Raw genomic sequence first — 23,256 nt, forward strand, 5'->3', positions numbered from 1 at the left:
GGCCCTCGCGCGGTCAAGCTATTTTGCAAGCAAATTCAGCTATAAGCCGAAACAAGCTGCGTCACCTGAGATCGTATCCATCTATTGGCGGGATCATTGTCGCTTGCTGCCGACCAGACCATCGATATCGGGCTTACCGTTAAATCGAGGGGAACGTCGGCGACTGCCAAGCCAAATAGGCCGGCATACCGCTTCACAATTCTGGTCGGCAGCGTCGCGATCAAGGGCGCTTCCAGGACAGCCGTCAGCACAGTCAGGAATTCCGGCGCTGCCACCGACACGTCGAGCCGCACGTTGATCCGCTTCAACGCATCATCAATGCAGCCTTCGATGGCATCCTTCTGTGAAACCAGTGCATGCTTCAGCCCGACATAGCTGTCGCGGTCCAATGCTTGGGGAAGATCGAGAAGCTTCGGATTGTAGCAGCACATCAGTGATTGTTCGAACAGCAGGCTGCGCCGATGTCTATTGTTGCCGTCATCGTAGCAGCCGACGCCGAGATCGATGACGTTGTCGTCCAGAAGCTTGTGGACCATCTCGGGATTGACCGCACGGGCGAGCACTCTAATGCCGGGCGCCGTCTCGTTCAACATAGCGGCGAGACGCGGCACGAGCAGCACCTCAAGCTCGCTGGAAAAGCCGATACGGAATATCTGCTCGGCCTTGCCGGGCTCAAAGGCATTAGGCGTTACGATCGCCTGCTGCGTACGGCTGAGTATCTGCTCCACTGCCTCGGCGAAACGCAGCGCGCGATGGGTCGGCTGCATGACCTGGCCGACACGCACGAACAGCTCATCCTGAAGCAGTGTGCGAAGAGTTCCGAGATTGTGGCTCATGGCAGGCTGCTGGATTTTCAGACGAACAGCAGCTTTCGTCACGCTCCGCTCCTTCATGAGCGCATCGAATGCGACGAGCAGGTTCAGGTCAAAGGACCACAAATTGAAATGATCGATGGAGACAATTTCATTCATCGATTTGATCGTTGCACGAAATCTCCCTATTGTCCATAGGCATCAGACAGCGCTGTCCCCGGTTCCAGTTCAACTCGAAAGGAAATTCCATGAGCGATCTTGGAAAGGAATATCGTATTGCCGGCGTGACGGTGAGGAAGGTGCAAGAGCAGTATCTGCACAACGTCCCGCCCTCGTTTCTCTATCCGGCTGCCGCTTCTGAGGAACTTAGGGCGGTCGAGCCGCGGCTTTCCGCTGTCGATATGGAAGAGGGCCGCGATGCCCTTGTGGTGAGTATACATACTTGGCTTGTAAGGACGCCCGACCACATCATCCTCATCGATACCGGCTCGGGCAACGACAAGGAAAGACCGCGTAATCCCAGCTTCCACCATCAGACCATCCCGTTTCTCGACAGGCTGCGCCAGGCGGGTGTCGGGCCGGAAGACGTCGACTTCGTCATCAATACCCATCTCCACGTCGATCATTCCGGCTGGAATACCGTGCTTGAGGACGGAAGATGGATTCCCACCTTCAAAAATGCGCGCTACATCTTCCCCCGCGCCGAGCAGGAATATTACTCGTCAACGGCAAGCCACAACGACGTCAACATTCCCAGTTCCGGCGTCTATGAAGACAGCGTGCGGCCCGTGATCGAGGCGGGGCTTGCTGATTTCATCGACAGCGCAGGCGGTCCTTTCCTGGATCGATTCACCTTCTTGCCGACACCTGGCCACAGCATCGGCCATATGTCCGTTATTCTGGAATCGAACAAGGAAGCGGCGTTTTTTGGCGGCGATGTTTTGCACCATCCGATCCAGGTGGAGCGTCCCGACCTCAACACGGTGTTCTGCGAATTCCTGGATCAGGCTGCCCAGTCCAGACGGCGTGTCCTCGAGTTCGCAGCCGATAATCGTGCCATTTACTTCTCCACGCATTTCCCCGGCTCGTCTGCTGGTTATGTGACCCGCGACGGCGAAAAATTCAGGTGGTCCTATGTCTGAGAACAAGCTTGCATCTTCAGCTTTTGACGCAGGCGAGATCGTATTCGACGAGCATTACGTCGATAGCGGAACCGATGGCATCAAGCTCTATCTCCGCAATAAGCGAAGGAGAGATCACAAAGCCTTTCTCGCGGAGAAAACAATCGTAATGGTGCACGGGGCGACCTTCTCGTCCGGAAGTCTTTACGATGTTCCCTTCAACGGGATGTCTTTCATAGACTTCCTCGCCCATCAAGGCTTCGATGTCTTTGCGGTTGATGTCCGGGGCTATGGAAAGTCGACCCGCCCGCCGGAAATGCAGACGGAGCCCGATCTCAACCCGCCGCTTGTCGGCACCGACACTGGCGTCATGGACTTCGCAATGGCTGTCGATTTCGTCCTTCGACTTCGCGGTCTCAACGCCGTCAACGTCTTCGCAATGTCCTGGGGCGGCACCGTGGCCGGCGCATATGCTGCGAGCAACGGCGACAAGATCGTCAAGCTTGCACTGCTCGCGCCGCAATGGCTGAGCGACGTTCCCATCCCGATCGACCAGGGTGGTGTCCTCGGTTCATATCGGCTTGTCCCAGTCCATGCGGCCTTGGCGCGTTGGCTGAGCACCGCACCCGAATACGCGCGTGAGCGACTTGTGCCGGAGGGCTGGTTCGACCTCTGGGCCAAACTGACCCTTTCGGAAGAGACGTCGCAGGCTGACAGGGAGCAAGGCAAACTTCGGGCCACGAATGGGCCGATCCAGGACATCCGCACCTACTGGCGATCTGGAAATCCCTACTATCGGCCGAGCGAAATCCGCTCTCCGGTGCTGCTGTTGCACGGCGAATGGGACATCGACGTTCCGCTTGATCTGGCGCGGACCTATTTCGAGCAACTGACCGGCGCCTCCTACAGGCGATGGGTGGGAATCGGGGAGGCGACGCACCTCGCTCTCATGGAAACCAACCGCATGCAGGCCTATTCCGAGGTTGCCCGCTTTTTCGATGAATCCTTCCAACCGGAATAGAATTTGAACGAACGGGCTCCGGGATCGGATTTCGGAGCCCGCTTCCTCCGTTAGTCCGCTGCAAGTCCGGCGCCGCCACCAAGCCACTCGTTCCATGACAATTCTGATCACCGCCATTCTGGATGCCGGGCGAAGTGCCGTCGACATAGCAATATTCACCTTTCTGCCGTTGATGATCGTGACCTTCTCGCTGATGCGCTATCTCGAAGGCATTAGCGCATTGCGATGGATCGCCGGCAAGGCCAATCCGCTCTTCGGATTGTTTGGTCTGGACGGTTTCGGAGCCTTGGCGATTATCCAGCTCAGCCTCGTCAGTTCGGCTGCCCCGGTCTCGGCCCTGTCGCTCATGGCGCACAAGGGGACGTCGGAGAGATGTCGGGCCGCTGCCTTTGCCGCGGTGCTTGCGGCCGCGCCGGCAAATGCCAGTTTTCCGCTCGCAAGTCTCGGTGTCGATCCCGGCTTGATCATCGTGAACGGTATTTGCGGAGCGCTTGTGGCCTCCACTCTTGCCTGCTGGCTGGTTGGGCTCCGTTTCCAGTCTGGACAGATCTGTTCCTGTTACAAGGCGGATGAGCCCGTCGCCGCAAGGCTCGATCTGCTGACGGCGATCAACCGCGGTGGCGCAGACGCCGTTCGGGTCATTTCTGCAATCCTGCCGGTGCTGGTGATCTCACTTCTAATGGTCAGGCTTATCCAAACCACAGGCGCACTTTCGGCCTTCACGTCCGTCGCGCTGCCATTGCTTCAGTTGCTCGGCGCTTCGCAGCAGGATGTCCTGTTCTTCCTCACAAAGTGCCTGGCAGGATCAAGTGCAGCGGTCACCCTGTTACTCGACATCCACAAGGAGCTACGTCTTCAGCCTGAGAAAATAATTCGCGGATCCGCATTTCTGGTAAACGCTCTCGACCTTCCTGGTCTTTCCATCCTTATCGCTTCGGTGCCAGCGCTCCGGTCGGTGGCAGGCGTTGCCATCGTGAGCGCATTGGCGGGAATCCTTGTCCGCACGGCGCTGCTGTCCTGGCTTTGAGCCAACACGCTCCTGCTTTGATGGATCGTTACGGAGCACCGACTACATGCTTTGGGTGTGGCCAGGAAAAGCCCGCAGCTAACGCCCGCGGCTTCCCTTCAGCATCGACCAGCTATAGAGGAACAACCCCGCCCAGATCAGCGGGAAGGCGATCATGCGCGCCGTGCCGAATGGCTCGTGGAAGACGAAGACCGCGATCAGGAAGATCATCGTCGGCGCGATATACTGCATGATGCCGATCGTCGAGAGTTTCAACAGCTTGGCGCCGTTCGCATAGATCATCAGCGGCACGGCGGTGATGACGCCGCAGCCGAGCAGCAGGGTCGTGTCGGCAAGACCGGTGCGGTAGAGGTGGCCCTGGCCGCCGAATTCGAGATAGAGAATGTAGAGGAGGGCCGGTCCGCTGAGGATCAGCACTTCGAGGAAGAAGCCCTGGTTCGGCCCGAGCGGCAGCGTCTTGCGCAACAGGGCGTAGAACCCCCAGCTGATCGCCAGCGTCAGCGCCACCCACGGGATGCCGCCGCTGTCCAGCGCGAGAATGGCGACGGCAAGCGCCGCAAGCGCGATCGCCGCGATCTGCAGCGGCTGCAGCTTTTCCTTGAGGAACATAGCGCCGAGGAAGATGCTGAACAGCGGATTGATGAAATAGCCGAGTGCTGCATCGAGCGAATGGCCGGCGCCGATCGCCCAGACATAGGTGCCCCAGTTGACGGTGATCAGCGACGCCGTCAGCGCCGCCATCGCCAGCATGCGCGGCGAGCCGAGTGCCGTTCGGATGTCTTGCGTGCGACCGAGCACGATCAGCACAATGCCCGCCAGCGGCAGCGACCAGACGATGCGATGGGCGATCACCTCGGCCGGCGAGATATGCGCCACCGCCTTCATGTAGATTGGCAGGAAGCCCCAGAGCAGGTAGGCCGTCAGCGCGAAGGCGAACCCGCGCGGACTGTCTTCGTTCTTGGCCAAAGGAACGGATGCATCGGTCGACATCGGTGTTTCCATCTTTGTTCTTCTTCTGATCCGGCCTAGCTTAAGCGCCGTGAATAGGCCAATTCATTTCGTTGAATGAAGGGTGAGAGGATTTGAAGCGGGAGACGACGCGATGATCCGGCGCCCTGCGGTGGAGGGCGGCGTCCGAAGGAAGCGAATGGTATTCGGGCTGGGGTTTTTACGCAGGGCCGGCGGAATAGATTTATTCCGCCGCGATCTTGCCCGCCAGCTGCCGGTTCTTCATCAGCTTGTAAATGACCGAATCCATCAAAGCCTGGAACGAAGCGTCGATGATGTTCTCGGAGACGCCAACCGTCCACCAGCGCACGCCGTCGCTGTCGGTGGATTCGATCAGCACGCGGGTGATCGCCTCGGTGCCGCCATTGAGGATACGCACCTTGAAATCGGCGAGCACCAGATCGTCGATCTCGTGCTGGTACTTGCCGAAATCCTTGCGTAGCGCGAGGTCGAGCGCGTTGACCGGGCCTTCGGCATCGGCAACCGACATCAGCGTCTGGCCGTCGATGGTGATCTTGACCACCGCCTCCGAGACGATCTTCACGCGGCCGAGACTGTCGAAGCGGCGCTCGATCATCACGCGGAAGCCTTCGATGGTGAAGAATTCCGGGATCGTGCCGAGCGTGCGGCGGGCCAGCAGTTCGAAGCTCGCATCCGCGCCCTCATAGGCATAGCCGATGGATTCACGTTCCTTGACGATGGAGATCAGCAGGTCGAGCTTCGGATCGTCCTTGGCGACCGCGATACCGCGCCGTTTCAGCGCATTGATGAAGTTCGCCTTGCCGCCCTGGTCGGAGACCATGACCTTGCGGAAGTTGCCGACGGTTTCCGGCGGCACATGTTCGTAGGTCCGTGGGTCCTTGATCAGCGCCGATGCATGGATGCCGGCCTTGGTGGCGAAGGCGGAGGCGCCGACATAGGGCATCTGGTGGTCGGGCGAGCGGTTGAGCAGCTCGTCGAAGGCATGCGAGAGCCGGGTGAGGTTGAGCAGCCGCTCCTCATCGATCGCCGTTTCGAAACGTGTGTTGTAGGCGCTCTTCAGCGCCAGCGTCGGGATCAGCGTCACCAGATTGGCATTGCCGCAGCGCTCGCCGATGCCGTTCAGCGTGCCCTGGATCTGCCTGACCCCGGCTTCGACGGCGGCAAGCGAATTGGCGACCGCCTGGCCGGTGTCGTTATGCGCATGGATGCCAAGACAGTGGCCGGGAACGCCTGAGGCGATCACCGCCTCGACGATGGCGCGCACCTCCGGCGGCTGCGTGCCGCCATTGGTGTCGCAGAGCACGACCCAGCGGGCGCCGCTCTCATAGGCCGCCTTGGCGCAGGCGAGCGCATAGGCCGGATTGGCCTTGAAGCCGTCGAAGAAATGCTCGCAATCGACGATCGCCTCCTTGGCCGCGCCAACCGCTGCCTTGACGCTTTCGGCGATGCATTCGAGGTTTTCCTCATTGGTGCAGCCAAGCGCTACCGCGACATGATAATCCCAGCTCTTGGCGACGAAACAGATGGCGTCGGATTTCGCCTGCAGCAGCCCGGCAATGCCGGGATCGTTGGAGACCGAAACGCCCGCCCGTTTCGTCATGCCGAAGGCGACGAAACTGGCCTGGCTGGTGCGCTTCTCGCTGAAGAAGGCGGTATCCGTCGGATTGGCGCCGGGATATCCGCCCTCGACGTAGTCGAGGCCGAACTCGTCCAGCATGGCGGCGATCGCAATCTTGTCCTCGACGGAAAAATCGATACCGGGCGTCTGCTGCCCGTCCCGGAGCGTCGTGTCGAAGAGGTAGATTTTTTCCTTAGTCACCACGATGCCTCCCAGGCATTGACTGCTTTTATTCGGGACTTACCCCCCACAAGGGGGGAGATCGGAAATCCGCTGAGCTGTGGTGCAGACCATCGAGGCTCTGGCAAGGAGCTTGCGCCCAGCCGATCTCCCTCCGTGTGGGGGAGATGCCCGGTAGGGCAGAGGGGGGTAGCCACAGCGTGCGACATCAGTCTTTCTTCCCGGCAAACCTATCCGTCGCCCGGATCAGCCGATCGAGAATCCCAGGCTCCGAATAGGCATGGCCCGCGCCCTCGATCAGGTGGAACTCCGCCGTCGGCCAGGCCTTGTGCAGCAGCCAGGCATATTTGGCCGGGCAGGGCATGTCGTAGCGGCCATGCACGATCACGCCGGGAATGTCCCTGAGCCTGCCAGCATCGCGGATCAGCTGTCCCTCGTCCATCCAGCCGGCATGGACGAAGAAATGGTTCTCGATGCGAGCAAATGCATAGGCGAATTCCGGCTCCTCGAATTTGAAGCTCGTCGAAGGTTCCGGCAGCAGCGTGATCGTTTCGCCTTCCCAGATGCTCCAGGCCTGCGCGGCCGCGAGGCGCACATTCTTGTCCTCATGCGTCAGGCGACGCTGATAGGCATGCATCATCTCATGCCGCTCTTCCCTAGGAATGAGAGCGATGAACCGCTCCCACTTGTCAGGGAACATTTCCGAAACGCCGAATTGGTAGTACCAGTCGAGCTCGGCCTTGGTCAGCGTATAGATGCCACGCAGGATGAGTTCGGAGACATGCTCCGGATGCGTCTCGGCATAGGCGAGCGCCAGCGTCGAGCCCCAGGAGCCGCCGAACACTTGCCAGCTGTCGACGCCTATCATCTCGCGCAGCCGCTCGATATCGGCGACGAGGTGCCAGGTCGTATTGGCACGGAGTTCCGCATGCGGCGTCGACCTGCCGCAACCGCGCTGGTCGAACAGCATGACGTCGTAGAGAGCGGGATCGAAAAGCCGGCGATGGGCGGGCGAGATGCCGCCGCCCGGGCCGCCATGCAGGAAGACGGCGGGCTTGGCGCCAGGCGTTCCCGAGCGCTCCCAATAGATCACATGGCCGTCGCCGACATCGAGATGGCCGGAAGCATAAGGTTCGATTTCGGGATAGAGCGTGCGCAGTATCTCGGTCATATCTTCACGCCTTTCGTGGGCCAGACTTCGGTGTCGTGATCGGGATGCTGGAAGGAGATGATCGCCTCCTGTCGTGAGTAGAAATCCTGATCCTTCAGCACCGGCGCCTCGAAGATTTCCTCGACCCAGGGAAGGCGGGCCTCGTAATTGACCTGGATCAGCGGTGCGAGGTCGCTGCGGTCGTCGAAAGTGCCGATCGCAAGCTCCAGCCCGCCCGGATGACGATAGGTCATCGGCGTGCCGCAATTGCTGCAGAAGCCGCGGTCGATATTGACCGAGGACTGGAAGTAGCTCGGCTCGCCACGTGTCCACTCCATCCCTTCCTCAGGCGCGGTGACGAGCGCCGAAAAGAAGCCGCCGAACTGTTTCTGGCACATGCGGCAATGGCAGATCGAGGGTCGCCCCAGTCTGCCCGAGATGCGGAAGCGCACGGCACCGCACTGGCATCCGCCTGTTTTTATCGTGTCCGTCATGAGGTTTCTCCGAGGGGCCAGCTTTTCGTGTCGTGGTCGGGGTGCTGATGGTTGCTTGCCGCGATCGCGTTCTCGCGATCGCGCGTTTCAGCCTCTGGTTCCAGCGGCAGGCCGTCGAGCGTATGAAACCAGGACATCTTGCGGCCGGTGTTCGATTGCATCACCGGCTTGATCGCATCGGGATCATCCAGTGAGCCGAGCGTGATATTGATGAATTCCGCTTCCGGAATGTCATAAAACAGCGGCGTGCCGCAATCGCCGCAGAAGCCGCGCCGCACCAGATCCGAGGACTGAAACCATTTCGGTGCGCCGCGCGTCAGGGTAAAATCGCTCCGCATCGCGGCGGCAAGCGGCATGAAATAATTACCGGCCGCCTTCTGGCACATGCGGCAATGGCAAAGATGGGGATAGCCGAGTTCGCCTTTGGCGCGGTAGCGCACCGCGCCGCACTGGCACCCGCCGCTTCTGTCTGATTCCGCCGTCATCCGAGCTCCTTGGGTGGCCATGCCTGCGTCTCGTGATCGGGATGCTGTTGGGAGACGAGCTCAAGCAGGAAGGGAGCAGCCTGCGCATCCTCCTCCGTTCGGTGCCCCGGCAATTCGTGCAGATGATCGACGAAACCGATCTTGCCTTCGATCCCGAATTGGACCACCGGCGGAAATGCCGAGGGATCGTCGAAGGCGCCCGCGGCAATCGCTATTCCATCCGGCGCCTCATAGGTGAGTGGCGTGCCGCAATCGCCGCAAAAGCCGCGCTCGACAAAGTTGGAAGAGCGGAATTTTTTCCGCTCTCCACGTATCCATTCGAAATCGGCGCCGCGCACCGAGACCAGCGGTGCATAATAAGCCCCGAACGCCTTCTGGCACATGCGGCAATGACAGATCGACGAATCCTTGATGTCGCCGCTGACGCGAAAACGGATCGCTCCGCATTGGCAGCCGCCTGTATAGGTCGTCATCGAGTATGTCTCCCTTGGGATTTCAGCCTAGGCGCCAAGACCCCTCCCAACCCTCCCCACAAGGGGGAGGGCTCTCTCGTGGCACCGCCTTCGCTTCCGCCTCGAATGTTTGCGGTCGTGGTGATCTCGCATCGGAGCAGCGCGGCACCGTAGCCCCTCCCCCTTGTGGGGAGGGGTTGGGGAGGGGTCTTATCCCAACACGCCACTCTCACCGCTTGACTTCCCAGGTCGTCACCCGCTCGCCGGTCACCGGATCCTTGCCATCCTTCAACTGGATGCCCTTCGCCGTCAGTTCGTCGCGGATCTTGTCAGCCTCGGGGAAGTTCTTCGCCTTCAGCATTTCGAGCCGCATCGCGACCAGCGCATCGACCGCCGATGCGACGGCTTCGTCGATCTCCATCTTTTTCGGCAGCAGGCCCAGAAGGTCGGCCGTTGCGGCAAAGACGGCGCGGGCTGCGGAATCCGCATGGGCAGCCTGCGCCAGCGCATGCAATGCCTGCACCGCCGCGACCGTGTTGAGGTCGTCGGAAAGCGCGTTCAGCACGGTTTCATCGGGCGGCGCATCGCCGGCTTCTGCCGCCGGCCATTTGGCGAGCAGACGTTCGGCTTCTTCCAGTCGCTTGATCGAAAAATCGATCGGCTCGCGGTAATGCGTCATCAGTATGGCAAGGCGCAGCACCTGACCCGGCCATCTGCGGCCGCCGAAGATTTCCGTCTGAAGCAACTCGTTGATGGTGATGAAATTGCCTTCGGATTTCGACATCTTGCGGCCTTCGACCTGCAGGAAGCCGTTATGCATCCAGACATTCGCCATCACCTCGGTGCCGTGCGCGCAGCGCGACTGGGCGATCTCGTTTTCATGATGCGGGAAGATCAGGTCCAGCCCGCCGCCATGAATGTCGAAGATATCGCCGAGATAACGCTTGCTCATCGCCGAGCATTCGATGTGCCAACCGGGCCGGCCGCGGCCCCATGGGCTCTCCCAGCCGGGTTCGCTGTGGCTCGACAGCTTCCAGAGCACGAAATCACCTGGGTTCCTCTTGTGCGCGTCGACGGCGACGCGGGCGCCGGCCTGCTGCTCGTCGAGCGGACGTTTCGAAAGCTGACCGTAATCCGCCATGGATTTGGTGTCGAACAGCACTTCCCCTGATGCGACATAGGCATGGCCGTTGCCGATCAGCTTCTCGATGATCTCGGTCATCTCGACGATATTGTCGGTGGCGCGCGGCTCGAAGCTCGGCTCCAGGCAGCCGAGTTCGGCGACATCGGCGTGATATTGCGTCTCCGTCTTTTCGGTGACCGCGCGGATCGCTTCATTGAGCGGCAGGCCCGGATGGTCTCGAAGCGCCCGTGCATTGATCTTGTCGTCGACGTCGGTGATGTTGCGGACATAAGTGACGTGGTCTTCGCCATAGACATGGCGCAGCAGCCGGAACAGCATATCGAAGACGATGGCTGGCCGGGCATTGCCGATATGAGCGAAGTCATAGACGGTCGGGCCGCAGACATACATGCGGACATTGTTGGGATCGATCGGCGAAAAGACCGATTTTTCCCGTGTCAGCGTGTTGTACAGCTTCAGTTCCGGCGTCGCGTCCATTTCACTCTCCCAAATGCACGATCAGAAAAATAGTGCGACCGGCGGACCGGGGCGTTTCGCATCTTGACTATTTGGGAGACGAAAACGGCCGGGCCAGCGCTCGCGCTAGCGAATAATCTTCCGGCAGATAATGCAGATAACCGTTTTCATGGCGCGTTTTATGGCCCGCTTCGTGCTTCCGGTCAAGGGGCGAAGAGCGATCCAGCGGCAACGGGATCCATCTATCCGGTGAATCGATTGCAGCAACCAACGTCTTTGAAACCGATCAGCGCGCTCCTTGAAATTCGTCCGCCATTTTCGGTGCACAAATCTCGCATAGCCAGTTGAGAAGCTGTTGAAAATAGGGGGAAGGGATGCGGAGACTTGCGCGATCGACGATCGGAGCGACTGCGGTTCTGGTGGTCGCATTCGCTGCATATTTCGCATACGATTTCGGGATGCTTCGCTTCAACAACCCCTCTCTTAGCAACTATCCAATCCAAGGCATCGATGTCAGCCATCACCAGGGCGATATCGATTGGAAGGTTGTTGCCGCGCAGCCGAATGTCCGTTTCGCCTTCATGAAGGCGACCGAAGGCGGAGACCATTGGGATTCCAAGTTCGCCGACAACTGGCAGCGCGCTGGAGATGCTGGAGTGGTCAGGGGCGCCTATCATTTCTTCACCTTCTGCCGCCCGGGCAAGGATCAGGCGCAGAATGTCCTGGCGACCGTGCCGAAGGAGCAGGGAACTCTGCCGATCGCCGTCGATCTGGAGTTTGTCGGCAATTGCAACAAGATCCCGACGCTCGAGGAAATGGTTGCCGAGGTGAACGCCTTTTTCACCGAGCTGAACGGCACTTTTCCGGAAAAGCCTATTTTCTACGTCACGCAGGAGTTCTTCGATCAATATCTGAAAGGCAATGAATCACGCTTCCCCGACCACTATCTGTGGCTGCGCAGCGTGTTCAGAGAGCCGAGGCAGGAAGAGTGCAGTCGTTGGTCGATCTGGCAATTTGCCGATAACGGCACCTTGGACGGCATCCAGGGACCGGTTGACCTGAATGCGCTATGCCCGTCGGAAACGGGCCTGGCGCAGCTGTTCCCAGCCGTTGCAGCGAACTGAACGTCAAGCTTATTCCGGTAGGCGATAATCGACGAGCTTGTTCTCCCGGATGATGAACAGCTTGCCCGTCTCCGTCACACCAGGCCCGAGCAACGGCAGGATTGCCTTTGCGACCTCGGAGGGATGCGGCAGCGTATGCGGATCTTCGCCCGGCACTGCCTGCGCCCGCATCGCCGTGCGTGTCGCCCCCGGATCGACGCTGGTGACCCGCAGCGGTGTGCTTTGGCTCTCGCCGGCCCATGTGCGTGCCAGCGCTTCGACCGCAGCCTTGGAAGCGGAATAGGCGCCCCAGAAGGGGCGGCACTTGTGGGCAGCACCCGACGAGATGATCACCGCGCGGCCGGCATCCGAGCGGGCCAACAACGGGTCGACCGAGCGGATCAGCCGCCATGTCGCGGTGACGTTGATGGTCATCACCTTCTCGAACACTTTCGCTTCGATATGGCCGATCGGCGAAATGACGCCGAGCACGCCGGCATTGGCAACGAGGATGTCGAGCTTGCCCCAGCGCTCGAAGATCGAGCCGCCGAGCGCATCGATCGCATTCATGTCGGCAAGGTCGAAGGGCACGAGTGTTGCCGTGCCCCCGACAGCCTTGATCGCATCGTCGAGGTCCTCGAGCCCGCCGACCGTGCGGGCGCAGGCAATCACATGGGCGCCGGCTTTGGCAAGTTCCAGCGCCGTGAAATAGCCGATGCCGCGCGACGCACCGGTGACGAGTGCGATCTTGCCTTCAAGATTGATATTCATGATGCCGTGTTCCCTCACGAAGGGAGAGGGGTTCGATTGAACCCCTCGGGATGGGACAATGGAAAAGCCGGCGCGCCGTGTCAGCCGTTGCTGGCAAGCATCGAAATCTTGTTGCCCATGGACTCGCCGTTCTTGTCGAGCAGGCGGGTCGGATAGTCGCCGGTAAAATAATGGTCGGTGAACTGCGGCCGGGCCGGGTTGCGGTCCTCGCTGCCAACGGCGCGATAGAGGCCGTCGATCGACAGGAAGGCGAGCGAATCGGCGCCGATGTATTTGGCCATGGCTTTGACATCGGCATATTGGTTTGCCAGCAGCTTATCTGCGTCAGGCGTGTCGATGCCGTAGAAATCCGGGAAGAAGATCATCGGGCTTGCGACGCGGACATGGACTTCGCGCGCGCCGGCTTCCCGGATCATCTGGACGATCTTGAGAGACGTCGTGCCGCGCACGATGGAATCGTCAACCAGCACCACGCGCTTGCCTTCGATCATCGCCCGGTTGGCCGAATGCTTCAGCTTTACGCCGAAGGCGCGGATCTGCTGCGTCGGCTCGATGAAGGTGCGCCCGACATAATGGTTGCGGATGATGCCGTATTCGAACGGAATGCCGCTCTGTTGGGCATAGCCGAGCGCTGCCGGCGTCCCACCATCCGGCACCGGCACGATCACGTCGCCATCGACGGGCGATTCCTTGGCGAGGTTCATGCCCATGCTCTTGCGCGTCGTATAGACGTTGCGGCCGCCGACCACCGAGTCCGGGCGAGCGAAATAGACATATTCGAACAGGCAGAGGCGTTCCGGCTGCGGCTTGCTGGGTTTGCGCGCATCGATGCTGATCGAGCCGTCCGGCTGGATTTCACAGATGATGACCTCGCCGTTCTCAACGTCACGGATGAACTTGGCGCCGATGATGTCGAGTGCGCAGGTCTCCGAGCAGAAGATCGGCTTGCCGTCGAATTCCCCCATGACGAGTGGGCGGATGCCGGTCGGGTCGCGCGCGGCAATCAGCTTGGTGCGCGTCATGGCGAGCATCGAATAGCCGCCTTCCATCTGGCGAATGGCGTCGATGAAGCGGTCGGATGTCGAAGCGTGACGGGAGCGGGCGATGAGGTGAAGGACGACCTCGGTGTCGGAGGTCGACTGACAGATGGCGCCGGTCGCGATGATCTGGCGGCGCAGCGTCAGGCCGTTGGTGAAATTGCCGTTATGGGCGATGGCGATGCCGCCTTCTTCCAATTCGGCAAAGAGCGGCTGGACGTTGCGCATGGCCACTTCGCCGGTTGTCGAGTAGCGGGTATGACCGATCGTAATGCTGCCGGGCAGGCGGGCAAGCGTCATCGGATTGGTATAGTGGTCACCGACGAGGCCCATGTGGCGCTCTTGATAAAAGCGCTTGCCGTCGAAGGAGACGATGCCGGCCGCTTCCTGTCCACGGTGCTGCAAGGCATGCAGGCCGAGAGCTGTCAGCGCGGCGGCATCGGGATGTCCCAGAATTCCGAAAACCCCGCATTCTTCATGCAGCGTATCTCCGTCGAGCGGATCGTCGGTCGGGAAGGAATGGGACTGGTTCATTTCTGCGGGCCTCTGCTCTCACAAGAATGGATCGGCATTTCCAGAAACAGCTGAGCCCGGCGGAGCTGGAATGCCCGGCCGGACCCTCATTTCATGTTCCGCTCAAATGGCAACTGCCGGAAGGCGGGTCAAGCTCTTGAACACTGTGTCAATTCGCCGGCTGCTGTGCGCCGCCTGCCGGCGCGGTCGGTGCGTCTTCCGCCGGAGCCTGGTCGCCCGTCGGCGGAGTGGTGCCTCCAGCGCCCTGTGCCGGTGGCTGCAGCTTATCACGGATGCTTTCCGGTATCATCTGGGCAAATTGCTCCGGCAGAACCGCTTTCAGCTTCACGACCATCGAATCCAGGAAGGGCTTTGACTTCGCCTCATTGACCCAGGCCGGACGGTGGTCGACATCGACGAGCCAATTCCAGAAGGCGACGGCAACGACCAGGAGCAGCACGCCACGCGCCGCCCCGAACAGGAAGCCGAGCGTGCGGTCGAGCGCGCCGACACGGCTGTCGATGATGAAATCGGCGATCTTCATCGTGATGAAGGAGATGACGATCAGCGCGATCAGGAAGACGACCGCTGCCGAACCGACGATCGCGATACGGTCGTCATCCGTATATTTCTTCGCATAAGGCAGCAGGTACGGATAAAGGCAATAGGCAGCCGCGGCCGAACCGCCCCAGCTTGCGATCGAAAGAATCTCGCGCGAAAAGCCGCGGACCATCGCCAGCACGGCGGAGAAGAGCACGACGCCGATGACAATACCGTCGAAAATCGTAATGGGCATGTAAATTCAACTCCAGGACTGCCGCTTGGCGGCCGTGTCGTGCCTTATCGTGTGCTCCTATATCATCACCGTTCACGGCAATGAAAGGATCAAACCTCGTCTTCCACACGCAGCGCTCCCTTCGATCCGGCGATGCGCGCGACCAGATCCGGCAGGCTTCCGACTTCGCTCCAGCGCCCGCCGGAGCCTTTCGGCAGTTCGGCGGAGGCGGATGGAAGCAGTGCTGCAGAAAAACCCAGCTTCTCGGCTTCCTTGAGGCGCTGGGCGGTGTGCGCAACCGGCCGGATGGCACCCGACAGGCTGACTTCGCCGAAATAGACGCAATCGGCGGGAAGGGCAATACCGGCAAGCGAGGAAACGAGCGCCGAGGCGACGGCAAGATCGGCCGCCGGTTCGGAGATGCGGTAACCGCCGGCGACGTTGAGGTAGACGTCGTGCTGGCCGAGCCTGACGCCGCAATGGGCTTCCAACACCGCCAGGATCATTGACAGCCGTGCCGAGTCCCAACCGACCACGGCGCGCCGCGGCGTGCCGAGTGAGGTCGGCGCTACCAGCGCCTGCACCTCGACGAGAATGGGACGCGTGCCCTCCATACCGGCGAAGACGGCAGCGCCCGGCGATTTCTCGTTGCGTTCGCCAAGGAAGAGTTCCGAGGGGTTGGCGACTTCGCGCAAGCCTTTGTCTGACATTTCGAAGACGCCGATCTCGTCGGTCGGACCGAAGCGGTTCTTGACCGTGCGCAGGATGCGGTAGTGATGGCCGCGATCGCCTTCGAAATAGAGCACGGCATCGACCATGTGCTCGACGACGCGTGGCCCGGCGATCTGCCCGTCCTTGGTCACGTGGCCGACGAGCACCATGGCTGCCCCCGTCTGCTTGGCGAAACGGATCATTGCCTGGACGCCGGTGCGCACCTGCGTCACCGTTCCCGGCGCGGATTCGGCAAGTTCGCTCCACAGCGTCTGGATGGAATCGATGATGACGAGGTCCGGCCGCTTGCCCTCGGCGAGCGTCGCCAGAATATCCTCGACATTGGTTTCTGCTGCCAGCATCACGTCGGTATCGGCCGCCGCAAGGCGTTGCGCCCGCAGCCGGACCTGCGCCACGGCTTCTTCACCGGAGACGTAGATGATCTTGTGGCCGCGCCGCGCAAGGGCGGCGGCTGCCTGCATCAGCAGCGTCGATTTGCCGATGCCGGGATCACCGCCGATCAGCACTGCCGACCCGCGCACGAAGCCGCCGCCGAGCGCCCGGTCGAGCTCCGACATGGCGGTATGGATGCGCGGTGCCTCTTCGATTTCGCCGGAGAGCGCCGTCAGCGCCACCGGGCGGCCCTTCTTCGGCGTCTTGCCGGGACCGGAGCCGATCCCGCCCATCGGGTCTTCCTCGACGATGGTGTTCCACTCGCCGCAGTTCTCGCATTTGCCGGCCCAGCGGTTATGAACCGTGCCGCAACTCTGGCAGATGAATTGTGTTCTGGCCTTCGCCATCAATTACTCTTTCAGTCCGGGTTTCCAAGTGAAGCAGACGCGCCGCCTCATCGAATCAATATCGTGCTTGAGATAATGGCTGTCGCGACGGATCAAAACTAATGATTTCCCCATCAGCGCGCCCGTGCCTATCCTTTGCTCCTAGTCATCCAGAACGGTGGAAAATGTTCGATTATTCGCTCGCACACTGGCTTGCATTTCTGTCGGCGGCGGTTTTGCTCAACCTTTCGCCCGGTCCCGATATCGCTTTCATCCTCGGCCACACGATGAGAAGCGGAAAACGTGCCGGTTTTTCGGCGCTGTTCGGCGTCTGGTCCGGCGCCTGTCTGCATGTGCTGATGGCTGCACTCGGCCTCTCCGCCATACTTGCCGCTTCCGCCGTTGCCTTCTCCACTGTCAAATGGATCGGCGCCGCCTATCTCGTCTGGCTCGGCATTCAGGCTTTGCGCTCCGGCGGCAGCAACGGCCTGATAAAGGCCTCCGGTGAAAGTTTGCCGGTCGCAAGAATCTACCGGCAGGGAATCCTGGTGTCGCTGCTCAATCCGAAAGTGGCGATATTCTTCCTGGCCTTCCTGCCGCAATTCGTCGTCGAAGGGGCAGGGCCGGCATGGGCCCAGCTCCTGCTGCACGGTGGGCTCATCATCGTCGTTGCCGCCTTCATCGAACCGCCACTCGTCCTTCTCGGAGGGCGCCTTGCCGATGCGATCAGGCATAATCAAAAAATCGGACTCTGGCTCGATCGCGGCCTCGGTGCGCTTTTCCTCGCGCTCGGCGTACGTCTCGCCCTCAGCAGCCGCTGAACATGACGGCCGTTACTCCTCGGTCACGTAGCGCCGCTCGTGGCGCAGCCCCATGCTGGTCAGGATTTCGTATCCGATCGTGCCGCATGCCCGCGCCACATCGTCCACCGGCATGTTCTTTCCGAACAGTTCGACATAATCCCCGGCGCGCACGGCATTGTCAGGCAGGTCGGTAATATCGAAGATCGTCAGGTCCATGGTGATCCGCCCGGCAACCGGCACCTTCTGTCCGGCGATGAAACCTTGCCCGCCTTGCGGCACCACCTGGCGAATCGGCACGCCGCCGCTCGACTGGCTGCGCATGTAGCCGTCGGCATAGCCGGCCGAGGCGATCGCCAGCCGGCTTTCGCGCCGAAGCTGCAGCGCCCGCCCATAGCTGACGGTCTCGCCGGCTTCGACGCTGCGCACCTGGATGATGCGCGCTTCCGCCGTCGCGACCGGCCGCATCGGGTTCGTCATGCCGCTGACCGCTTCGCCGCCATAGAGTGCGATGCCGGGGCGGGTCAGGTCGAAGTGATAATCCTCACCGAGAAAGATGCCGGCCGAGGCCGCAAGGCTTGAATCGATGCCTTCATAAGCGGCGCTAACCCTGTGGAATGATTCGAGCTGCTGCCGGTTCATCGCGTGGCCGGGATCGTCGGCGCAGGCGAGATGGCTCATGACAAGCACGGGCGCGAAGCTCGCCGGCCGCGAGCCGTCGTCGGCGAGTGCGATCGCATCGTCGATATGCAGTCCGAGCCGGTTGAAGCCGGTATCCACATGCAGTGCGCAGGGGTAGTCGCCGTAATCGGCAAGCACCGCCATCCAGAAGGCGAGCTGTTCGTCGGAGGAAATCACCGGCACCAGATCGTTTTCGAAGAAGCGCCGCTCGGTGCCCGGCCAGATGCCGGAAAGCACGAAGATGCGCGCCTCGGGCGCATAGAGCCGAAGTGTTACGCCCTCGTCGACAGTCGCGACGAAGAAGTCGCGAGCGCCGGCCATATACAGCGCTTCGCCGGCATCCTCGATGCCCATGCCGTAAGCATCCGCCTTGACGACCGCCGAGGCGCGTGCCGCGCCGGAGCGGCGCGCCATGTCGCGCCAGTTCTCCGTCAGGGCGGTCAGGTCGACGGTCAGCCGCAGGCCTGCCGAGGCAAAATTGTCGTCTTCGGGGGCGTCGAAAAATTCGCTCATGATCCGCATCGAAAAGAGGCCGGAGAAGGATTCTCCGGCCAGTTTAAAGGTCAACTATGTCAAGGGAAAGCCCGGCGCGGCACGCAGCATCCCCGCGATCAGTGCTCTTCATATTGGGTGAAGGAAGGATCGGCGAGATCGGCAAAGCGCGTGAATTCCGCCTGGAAGGCGAGCTTCACCGTGCCCGTCGGCCCGTGGCGCTGCTTGGCGATGATGACGTCGGCCGTGCCCTTCACCTTGTCGAACAGCGCTTCCCACTCCGGATATTTCGGATCGTGGATATCGCGCGGCTCCGAATTCTTGACGTAATATTCCTCGCGGAACACGAAGAGCACGACGTCGGCGTCCTGCTCGATCGAGCCGGATTCGCGAAGGTCAGACAGCTGCGGCCGTTTGTCGTCGCGGCTTTCGACCTGACGCGAGAGCTGCGACAGCGCGATGATCGGAACGTTGAGCTCCTTGCCGAGCGCCTTGAGGCCGGTGGTGATCTGGGTGATTTCCTGCACGCGATTGTCGCTGGATTTGCCCGAGCCGGTCATCAGCTGAATGTAGTCGACCACAAGCACGTCGAGGCCGCGCTGGCGCTTGAGGCGGCGCGCGCGGGCCGAAAGCTGGGCGATCGAGATACCGCCGGTCTGGTCGATATAGAGCGGCACCTTCTGCATCATCATAGAGCAGGCGACGAGCTTTTCGAAATCGGCGTCGTTGATATCGCCGCGGCGAATCTTCGAGGAGGAGACTTCCGTCTGCTCGGAGATGATACGGGTGGCGAGCTGTTCGGATGACATTTCGAGTGAATAGAAGCCGACGACGCCGCCGTTCTTTGCCTTCATGCTGCCGTCCGACTGGACCTCGCCTTCGTAGGCGGCGGCGATATTGTAGGCGATGTTGGTGGCAAGCGAGGTCTTGCCCATGCCGGGGCGTCCGGCAAGCACGATCAAGTCCGACCGCTGCAGGCCGCCCATCTTGGAATCCAGCGAATGGATGCCGGTGGAAATGCCGGAAAGTCCGCCGTCGCGTTCCTTGGCGACGGCCGCCATGTCGATCGCCAGCGCGACCGCATCGTTGAAGGCCTGGAAGCCGCCGTCGTAGCGGCCGTTTTCCGCCAATTCGAAGAGGCGGCGTTCGGTATCCTCGATCTGCGACTGCGGCGGCATGTCGAGCGGCGCATCATAAGCAATGTTGACGACGTCCTCGCCAATAGTGATTAGCGCCCGGCGCAGCGCCAGATCGTAGATCGCCCGGCCGTAATCCTCGGCATTGATGACGGTGACGGCATTGCTGACCAGGCTCGCCAGATATTGCGAAACCGTCATGTCGCCGACCTTCTCGTCAGCCTTCAGGAACGTCTTGATCGTCACCGGATTGGCGATTTTGCCCATGCGAATGATATCGCCGGCAACCTCGAAGATCTTCCGATGCAGCGGTTCGTAAAGATGAATCGGCTTCAGGAAGTCCGACACCCGGTAATAGGCGTCGTTGTTCATCAGGATCGCACCCAGAAGCGCCTGCTCGGCTTCGATATTGTTGGGTGCTTCGCGATAATGCTGCTCCGCCGGAGCAACGGCTGCAATCTTTCGAGCGGCGTCGTTCATCATCATCCGTTCTGTCTTTTTCCAGCTCCGGAGTTGCAATTCCGGACGCGAAAATCAAGAGGCTACGAAAGGAGCGGGGGCTCGCTTCGCCTAAATCCTGAACGCTGTGCACGTTGTTCGACTTCTCCACAGTCTCGGGCGGCACAAAGGAGAAATACTGGCAGTGTCACCCGCACGACACGGTGTGGCGGCGACTCAGCCCATCCGTTTCGGAAAATATTATTTTAGCGTGATGCGATTAGGCACGCAGTAAAAACATCCGGAAAATCCCCTTAAAAAAAGCGAACCGATCGGCGGCTCACATCGAAGGGGTGGAAACGAAAAAGCCCGGCGCGATGGCCGGGCTTCCCTGTCGCGGATCGCTCCGACGCAATTAAGCTTCGTCTTCGTCGACGCCGTCAGCTTCCGGATCGAAGAAGTCTTCCGGACGCAGCGCGTCTTCGTCGACGCCGTAGATCGCGTCGACCGAGGTGAGTTCTTCGCCCTTGGACTGGCGCTCTGCCTCTTCGGCAGAACGGGCAACGTTCAGCTCGACGTGGATTTCGACTTCGGCATGCAGCTGCAGCTCGACCTTGTGCAAGCCGATCGACTTGATCGGCGTGTTGAGATGAACCTGGTTGCGGCCGATGTTGAAGCCTTCGGCGCCGAGAATCTCGACGACGTCACGGGCAGCAACCGAACCGTAGAGCTGGCCGGTTTCGCCGGCGGAACGCACGACGATGAAGGACTTGCCGTCGAGAACGTCGGCGACCTTCTGTGCTTCCGATTTGCGCTCGAGGTTGCGGGCTTCGAGCGTCGCGCGCTCGGCTTCGAAGCGGGTCTTGTTGGCGGCGTTGGCGCGCAGCGCCTTGCCGAGCGGCAGCAGGTAGTTGCGGGCAAAGCCGTCGCGAACCTTTACGGTTTCGCCCATCTGGCCGAGCTTGGAGATGCGTTCGAGAAGGATGACTTCCATTTTCCTTTTCCTTTCTTGTGTCTCAGATTTTCGTATCGGATTGGTTGGGGGCATCAGCATCTTTCGTCGGGGTCAGCGCGATCGCCTTGCGCGTATCGCTGAGACCGAGGACGAGGATGAGGAGAGCTGGCAGCAGCATGAGCATCGAGGCCAGGTAGCTGAGGATGAGAGCCGGTATGCGCCAGTCCTTGCCGCGCGTGCGGAAATGCAGCGAGGCGAAACCGGAGAGCATGAAGCCGGCACCGAAGGTGCCGATCAAGGTCGCACCGACCAGCGCCGGAACGCCGCCGAAAAAGCAGGCGGCAAGCCCGGCCAGGAAGATGAAGATCGAGTTGCGGTTCATCCGCAGCGACGAGGGAATGTCCTCGCGCGGACGAAGGCCGCGGCCGGACGCGGCAACGATGCGCACGGCGAAATAATAGGCGGCAAACAGCATGCTGACCCACATGCCGCCCTGCAGAGCCGGCAGCATCAGCAGGATTAGCGACTTGGTCTGTGCGGTCGCTGCCGGATCGGGCATGAATTCCGGCTGCTGCTGCTTGACCGAGGTGATCAGCAAGTCGACGATCGGATCGGTGATCTCAGGCCCGTAGCCGATGATCACACCGATGACGATGACGGCGAGCGTCACCAGCCCGCAGAGATGCAGCAGGATATCGGAGAGCGGATACCAGGCAAGCAGATGGTCGGGGCCGCCGAGTTCGGAGGCCGGACGCGCCAGATTGGCGAGATGGCTGAGCCAACCGGCCGGCAGAAGCGTCACCAGCGTCATAATCAGCGCGAAGGACGGCGAGATCAAGATCGCGCCGAGTGCTGCAGCGGTGACGACGGCCGAGACCGCGGCGGCATTGCCCCAGCCGAGCCCGACGATCAGGATCGGCAGCGCCGATGCCGTATAGAGGAGCGCGCTGAAAAACGACGGCTGCATGCTCGCGCCCAGCACCAGCAGGGCGGCGGTCAGTCCGGCGAGTGCGCCGATCAGCAGCGTTCTAATGTTCGGTCGTTTCAAGGTCGCTGTCCTGCTTCATCAAGCAGTTAGAGGATGTTGCTGAATCAAATTCAGAAACGTCTCAACATGGGTTTTAAGAGTTCCGATCCGCGCCCATCGCGGAAGGGAGAAGGGAAGGCACGAATGCCTTCCCTCAAAGGTGTGGGCGTCGACCGATTAGGCGACGACGTAGGGCAGCAGGCCGAGGAAACGGGCACGCTTGATCGCCTGGGCGAGTTCGCGCTGCTTCTTCTGGGAAACGGCCGTGATGCGGGACGGGACGATCTTGCCGCGCTCGGAAATGTAGCGCTGCAGCAGGCGGACGTCCTTATAGTCGATCCGCGGCGCGTTGGCGCCGGAGAACGGGCAGGTCTTGCGCCGGCGATGGAATGGGCGGCGGACCGGAGCGGAGGAAGTTTCAGACATATCTCAGATCTCCCTTATACACGGTCTTCGCGCGGACGGCGCGGACGGTCGTCACGGTCGCCGAAGCCACCTTCACGCGGCGGGCGCGGGCCGCGGTCGCGATCACCGAAGCCGCCTTCACGCGGGCCACGGCCGCCTTCACGCGGACGGTCGTCACGGTCGCGCTTCTGCATCATGGCAGACGGACCTTCTTCATGCTTCTCGACGGCGATCGTCATGTAGCGAAGAACGTCTTCGCTGATGCGCATCTGACGTTCCATTTCCTGGACGGCAGCAGCCGGTGCATCGATGTCCATCAGGGCGTAGTGCGCCTTGCGGTTCTTCTTGATGCGGTAGGTGAGGGACTTGAGGCCCCAGTTCTCGATACGCCCGACTTTGCCGCCATTCGCTTCGATCACACCCTTGTACTGTTCTACGAGGGCATCGACCTGCTGAGCGGAAATATCCTGCCGGGCAAGGAATACATGTTCATAAAGAGCCATGACAGCTTTGCCTTTCTTGCGTTTGGTTCAACCCGATATTCGGCGGCTAAGCCTCAACGACTGCTCCTGATTGGGCGGACCCAGGCAAGAAAGCGTTTCCGAGACGGTCGAGAGCGGAGACACGGGAGGCTGGAACGCTTCCGTTCCGAACGATTTCCATGAGGAAACCGGCCCTCCGTT

At 61.0% G+C, this 23,256-nt stretch carries 23 protein-coding genes; 5 read left to right on the forward strand and 18 right to left on the reverse strand.

Features of this window, described 5'->3' with window-relative positions:
- Nucleotides 1-35 precede the first annotated feature (35 nt).
- Complete coding sequence (locus N2600_RS06940) at nucleotides 36-971, reverse strand: LysR family transcriptional regulator (protein ID WP_017963688.1); 936 nt, start codon at nucleotides 969-971, stop codon at nucleotides 36-38.
- Nucleotides 972-1,060: 89 nt separating this feature from the next.
- On the opposite strand from N2600_RS06940, the gene N2600_RS06945 reads away from it, so the two are divergent.
- The 3 genes from N2600_RS06945 (at nucleotide 1,061) to N2600_RS06955 (ending at nucleotide 3,981) form a co-directional block, all read left to right on the forward strand.
- Nucleotides 1,061-1,954 (forward strand): MBL fold metallo-hydrolase, encoded by an 894-nt coding sequence (locus tag N2600_RS06945; RefSeq protein WP_260298504.1) that lies wholly within the window; start codon nucleotides 1,061-1,063, stop codon nucleotides 1,952-1,954.
- Nucleotides 1,947-2,954: an alpha/beta hydrolase gene (locus tag N2600_RS06950; protein ID WP_260298505.1), complete on the forward strand. Its 1,008-nt coding sequence runs from the start codon at nucleotides 1,947-1,949 to the stop codon at nucleotides 2,952-2,954. The genes N2600_RS06945 and N2600_RS06950 overlap by 8 nt, the downstream gene beginning before the upstream one ends.
- Before the next feature lie 94 nt (nucleotides 2,955-3,048).
- Nucleotides 3,049-3,981 carry a hypothetical protein gene (locus tag N2600_RS06955; RefSeq protein ID WP_260298506.1) on the forward strand — a complete coding sequence of 311 codons (933 nt, stop codon included), beginning with the start codon at nucleotides 3,049-3,051 and terminating at the stop codon, nucleotides 3,979-3,981.
- 78 nt (nucleotides 3,982-4,059) lie between these two features.
- Here N2600_RS06955 and rarD read toward each other — a convergent pair whose 3' ends face one another.
- The 7 genes from rarD to cysS form a co-directional block, all read right to left on the reverse strand.
- Entirely contained in the window at nucleotides 4,060-4,971 is a 912-nt protein-coding gene (gene rarD / locus N2600_RS06960) for an EamA family transporter RarD (RefSeq protein ID WP_026154088.1), read from the reverse strand.
- Nucleotides 4,972-5,173: 202 nt separating this feature from the next.
- Nucleotides 5,174-6,790, reverse strand: a complete 1,617-nt coding sequence (gene cimA / locus N2600_RS06965; protein WP_260298507.1) for a citramalate synthase — start codon at nucleotides 6,788-6,790, stop codon at nucleotides 5,174-5,176.
- Between the two features lie 187 nt (nucleotides 6,791-6,977).
- Entirely contained in the window at nucleotides 6,978-7,940 is a 963-nt protein-coding gene (gene pip, locus N2600_RS06970) for a prolyl aminopeptidase (protein ID WP_260298508.1), read from the reverse strand.
- The gene (locus N2600_RS06975) at nucleotides 7,937-8,413 is read right to left on the reverse strand and encodes a GFA family protein (RefSeq protein WP_170256720.1); all 477 of its coding nucleotides are present in this window, start codon (nucleotides 8,411-8,413) and stop codon (nucleotides 7,937-7,939) included. Before N2600_RS06975 ends, pip begins: the two co-directional genes overlap by 4 nt.
- Nucleotides 8,410-8,898, reverse strand: coding sequence for a GFA family protein (locus N2600_RS06980; protein ID WP_162118503.1), 489 nt, complete (start codon nucleotides 8,896-8,898; stop codon nucleotides 8,410-8,412). Before N2600_RS06980 ends, N2600_RS06975 begins: the two co-directional genes overlap by 4 nt.
- Nucleotides 8,895-9,371, reverse strand: a complete 477-nt coding sequence (locus N2600_RS06985) for a GFA family protein (RefSeq protein WP_260298509.1) — start codon at nucleotides 9,369-9,371, stop codon at nucleotides 8,895-8,897. Before N2600_RS06985 ends, N2600_RS06980 begins: the two co-directional genes overlap by 4 nt.
- A gap of 208 nt (nucleotides 9,372-9,579) precedes the next feature.
- Complete coding sequence (gene cysS / locus N2600_RS06990; protein WP_170261230.1) at nucleotides 9,580-10,971, reverse strand: cysteine--tRNA ligase; 1,392 nt, start codon at nucleotides 10,969-10,971, stop codon at nucleotides 9,580-9,582.
- A 353-nt stretch (nucleotides 10,972-11,324) separates the two neighbouring features.
- Here cysS and N2600_RS06995 point away from each other — a divergent pair, with 353 nt between their 5' ends.
- Nucleotides 11,325-12,074, forward strand: a complete 750-nt coding sequence (locus N2600_RS06995) for a glycoside hydrolase family 25 protein (protein ID WP_260110556.1) — start codon at nucleotides 11,325-11,327, stop codon at nucleotides 12,072-12,074.
- 9 nt (nucleotides 12,075-12,083) lie between these two features.
- On the opposite strand, the gene N2600_RS07000 is transcribed toward N2600_RS06995, so the two are convergent.
- The 4 genes from N2600_RS07000 to radA form a co-directional block, all read right to left on the reverse strand.
- Entirely contained in the window at nucleotides 12,084-12,824 is a 741-nt protein-coding gene (locus N2600_RS07000; RefSeq protein ID WP_222384691.1) for an SDR family NAD(P)-dependent oxidoreductase, read from the reverse strand.
- An 80-nt stretch (nucleotides 12,825-12,904) separates the two neighbouring features.
- Nucleotides 12,905-14,395: an amidophosphoribosyltransferase gene (purF, locus tag N2600_RS07005; protein WP_260298510.1), complete on the reverse strand. Its 1,491-nt coding sequence runs from the start codon at nucleotides 14,393-14,395 to the stop codon at nucleotides 12,905-12,907.
- 148 nt (nucleotides 14,396-14,543) lie between these two features.
- A complete protein-coding gene (locus N2600_RS07010; RefSeq protein WP_260298511.1) occupies nucleotides 14,544-15,170 on the reverse strand; it encodes a CvpA family protein in 627 nt (208 codons plus the stop codon).
- 89 nt (nucleotides 15,171-15,259) lie between these two features.
- Nucleotides 15,260-16,660 carry a DNA repair protein RadA gene (gene radA, locus N2600_RS07015; protein WP_026238923.1) on the reverse strand — a complete coding sequence of 467 codons (1,401 nt, stop codon included), beginning with the start codon at nucleotides 16,658-16,660 and terminating at the stop codon, nucleotides 15,260-15,262.
- Nucleotides 16,661-16,824: 164 nt separating this feature from the next.
- On the opposite strand from radA, the gene N2600_RS07020 reads away from it, so the two are divergent.
- A complete protein-coding gene (locus tag N2600_RS07020) occupies nucleotides 16,825-17,460 on the forward strand; it encodes a LysE family translocator (protein ID WP_222384693.1) in 636 nt (211 codons plus the stop codon).
- 12 nt (nucleotides 17,461-17,472) lie between these two features.
- Here N2600_RS07020 and alr read toward each other — a convergent pair whose 3' ends face one another.
- The 6 genes from alr to rpsF all read right to left on the reverse strand — a co-directional run bounded on the left by alr (nucleotide 17,473) and on the right by rpsF (nucleotide 23,076).
- Nucleotides 17,473-18,642, reverse strand: a complete 1,170-nt coding sequence (alr, locus tag N2600_RS07025) for an alanine racemase (RefSeq protein ID WP_260298889.1) — start codon at nucleotides 18,640-18,642, stop codon at nucleotides 17,473-17,475.
- A gap of 89 nt (nucleotides 18,643-18,731) precedes the next feature.
- Nucleotides 18,732-20,228, reverse strand: a complete 1,497-nt coding sequence (locus tag N2600_RS07030; RefSeq protein ID WP_026154092.1) for a replicative DNA helicase — start codon at nucleotides 20,226-20,228, stop codon at nucleotides 18,732-18,734.
- A 373-nt stretch (nucleotides 20,229-20,601) separates the two neighbouring features.
- On the reverse strand, nucleotides 20,602-21,180 hold the full coding sequence (rplI, locus tag N2600_RS07035) for a 50S ribosomal protein L9 (RefSeq protein ID WP_168309791.1): 579 nt from the start codon (nucleotides 21,178-21,180) through the stop codon (nucleotides 20,602-20,604).
- 22 nt (nucleotides 21,181-21,202) lie between these two features.
- Nucleotides 21,203-22,189 (reverse strand): DUF2232 domain-containing protein, encoded by a 987-nt coding sequence (locus N2600_RS07040; RefSeq protein ID WP_017963712.1) that lies wholly within the window; start codon nucleotides 22,187-22,189, stop codon nucleotides 21,203-21,205.
- Nucleotides 22,190-22,345: 156 nt separating this feature from the next.
- Entirely contained in the window at nucleotides 22,346-22,594 is a 249-nt protein-coding gene (gene rpsR, locus N2600_RS07045) for a 30S ribosomal protein S18 (RefSeq protein WP_003547038.1), read from the reverse strand.
- A 14-nt stretch (nucleotides 22,595-22,608) separates the two neighbouring features.
- Nucleotides 22,609-23,076, reverse strand: coding sequence for a 30S ribosomal protein S6 (rpsF, locus tag N2600_RS07050; RefSeq protein WP_003547040.1), 468 nt, complete (start codon nucleotides 23,074-23,076; stop codon nucleotides 22,609-22,611).
- Nucleotides 23,077-23,256 lie beyond the last annotated feature (180 nt).

It is taken from the genome of Rhizobium sp. WSM1274 (assembly GCF_025200775.1).
GTDB lineage: Bacteria > Pseudomonadota > Alphaproteobacteria > Rhizobiales > Rhizobiaceae > Rhizobium > Rhizobium leguminosarum_I.

Excerpts from the sequence above, each read along its gene's own strand:
- radA (WP_026238923.1), bottom strand. The coding sequence starts at position 16,660 with ATGGCGAAGGCCAGAACACAATTCATCTGCCAGAGTTGCGGCACGGTT.
- N2600_RS06995 (WP_260110556.1), top strand. The coding sequence starts at position 11,325 with ATGCGGAGACTTGCGCGATCGACGATCGGAGCGACTGCGGTTCTGGTG.
- alr (WP_260298889.1), bottom strand. The coding sequence starts at position 18,642 with ATGCGGATCATGAGCGAATTTTTCGACGCCCCCGAAGACGACAATTTT.
- N2600_RS06955 (WP_260298506.1), top strand. The coding sequence starts at position 3,049 with ATGACAATTCTGATCACCGCCATTCTGGATGCCGGGCGAAGTGCCGTC.
- N2600_RS06940 (WP_017963688.1), bottom strand. The coding sequence starts at position 971 with ATGAATGAAATTGTCTCCATCGATCATTTCAATTTGTGGTCCTTTGAC.
- pip (WP_260298508.1), bottom strand. The coding sequence starts at position 7,940 with ATGACCGAGATACTGCGCACGCTCTATCCCGAAATCGAACCTTATGCT.
- cysS (WP_170261230.1), bottom strand. The coding sequence starts at position 10,971 with ATGGACGCGACGCCGGAACTGAAGCTGTACAACACGCTGACACGGGAA.
- N2600_RS07010 (WP_260298511.1), bottom strand. The coding sequence starts at position 15,170 with ATGCCCATTACGATTTTCGACGGTATTGTCATCGGCGTCGTGCTCTTC.
- N2600_RS07000 (WP_222384691.1), bottom strand. The coding sequence starts at position 12,824 with ATGAATATCAATCTTGAAGGCAAGATCGCACTCGTCACCGGTGCGTCG.
- rpsR (WP_003547038.1), bottom strand. The coding sequence starts at position 22,594 with ATGTCTGAAACTTCCTCCGCTCCGGTCCGCCGCCCATTCCATCGCCGG.
- rpsF (WP_003547040.1), bottom strand. The coding sequence starts at position 23,076 with ATGGCTCTTTATGAACATGTATTCCTTGCCCGGCAGGATATTTCCGCT.
- rplI (WP_168309791.1), bottom strand. The coding sequence starts at position 21,180 with ATGGAAGTCATCCTTCTCGAACGCATCTCCAAGCTCGGCCAGATGGGC.
- rarD (WP_026154088.1), bottom strand. The coding sequence starts at position 4,971 with ATGTCGACCGATGCATCCGTTCCTTTGGCCAAGAACGAAGACAGTCCG.
- N2600_RS06980 (WP_162118503.1), bottom strand. The coding sequence starts at position 8,898 with ATGACGGCGGAATCAGACAGAAGCGGCGGGTGCCAGTGCGGCGCGGTG.
- N2600_RS06950 (WP_260298505.1), top strand. The coding sequence starts at position 1,947 with ATGTCTGAGAACAAGCTTGCATCTTCAGCTTTTGACGCAGGCGAGATC.
- N2600_RS06975 (WP_170256720.1), bottom strand. The coding sequence starts at position 8,413 with ATGACGGACACGATAAAAACAGGCGGATGCCAGTGCGGTGCCGTGCGC.
- N2600_RS06985 (WP_260298509.1), bottom strand. The coding sequence starts at position 9,371 with ATGACGACCTATACAGGCGGCTGCCAATGCGGAGCGATCCGTTTTCGC.
- N2600_RS06945 (WP_260298504.1), top strand. The coding sequence starts at position 1,061 with ATGAGCGATCTTGGAAAGGAATATCGTATTGCCGGCGTGACGGTGAGG.
- N2600_RS07030 (WP_026154092.1), bottom strand. The coding sequence starts at position 20,228 with ATGAACGACGCCGCTCGAAAGATTGCAGCCGTTGCTCCGGCGGAGCAG.
- purF (WP_260298510.1), bottom strand. The coding sequence starts at position 14,395 with ATGAACCAGTCCCATTCCTTCCCGACCGACGATCCGCTCGACGGAGAT.
- N2600_RS07020 (WP_222384693.1), top strand. The coding sequence starts at position 16,825 with ATGTTCGATTATTCGCTCGCACACTGGCTTGCATTTCTGTCGGCGGCG.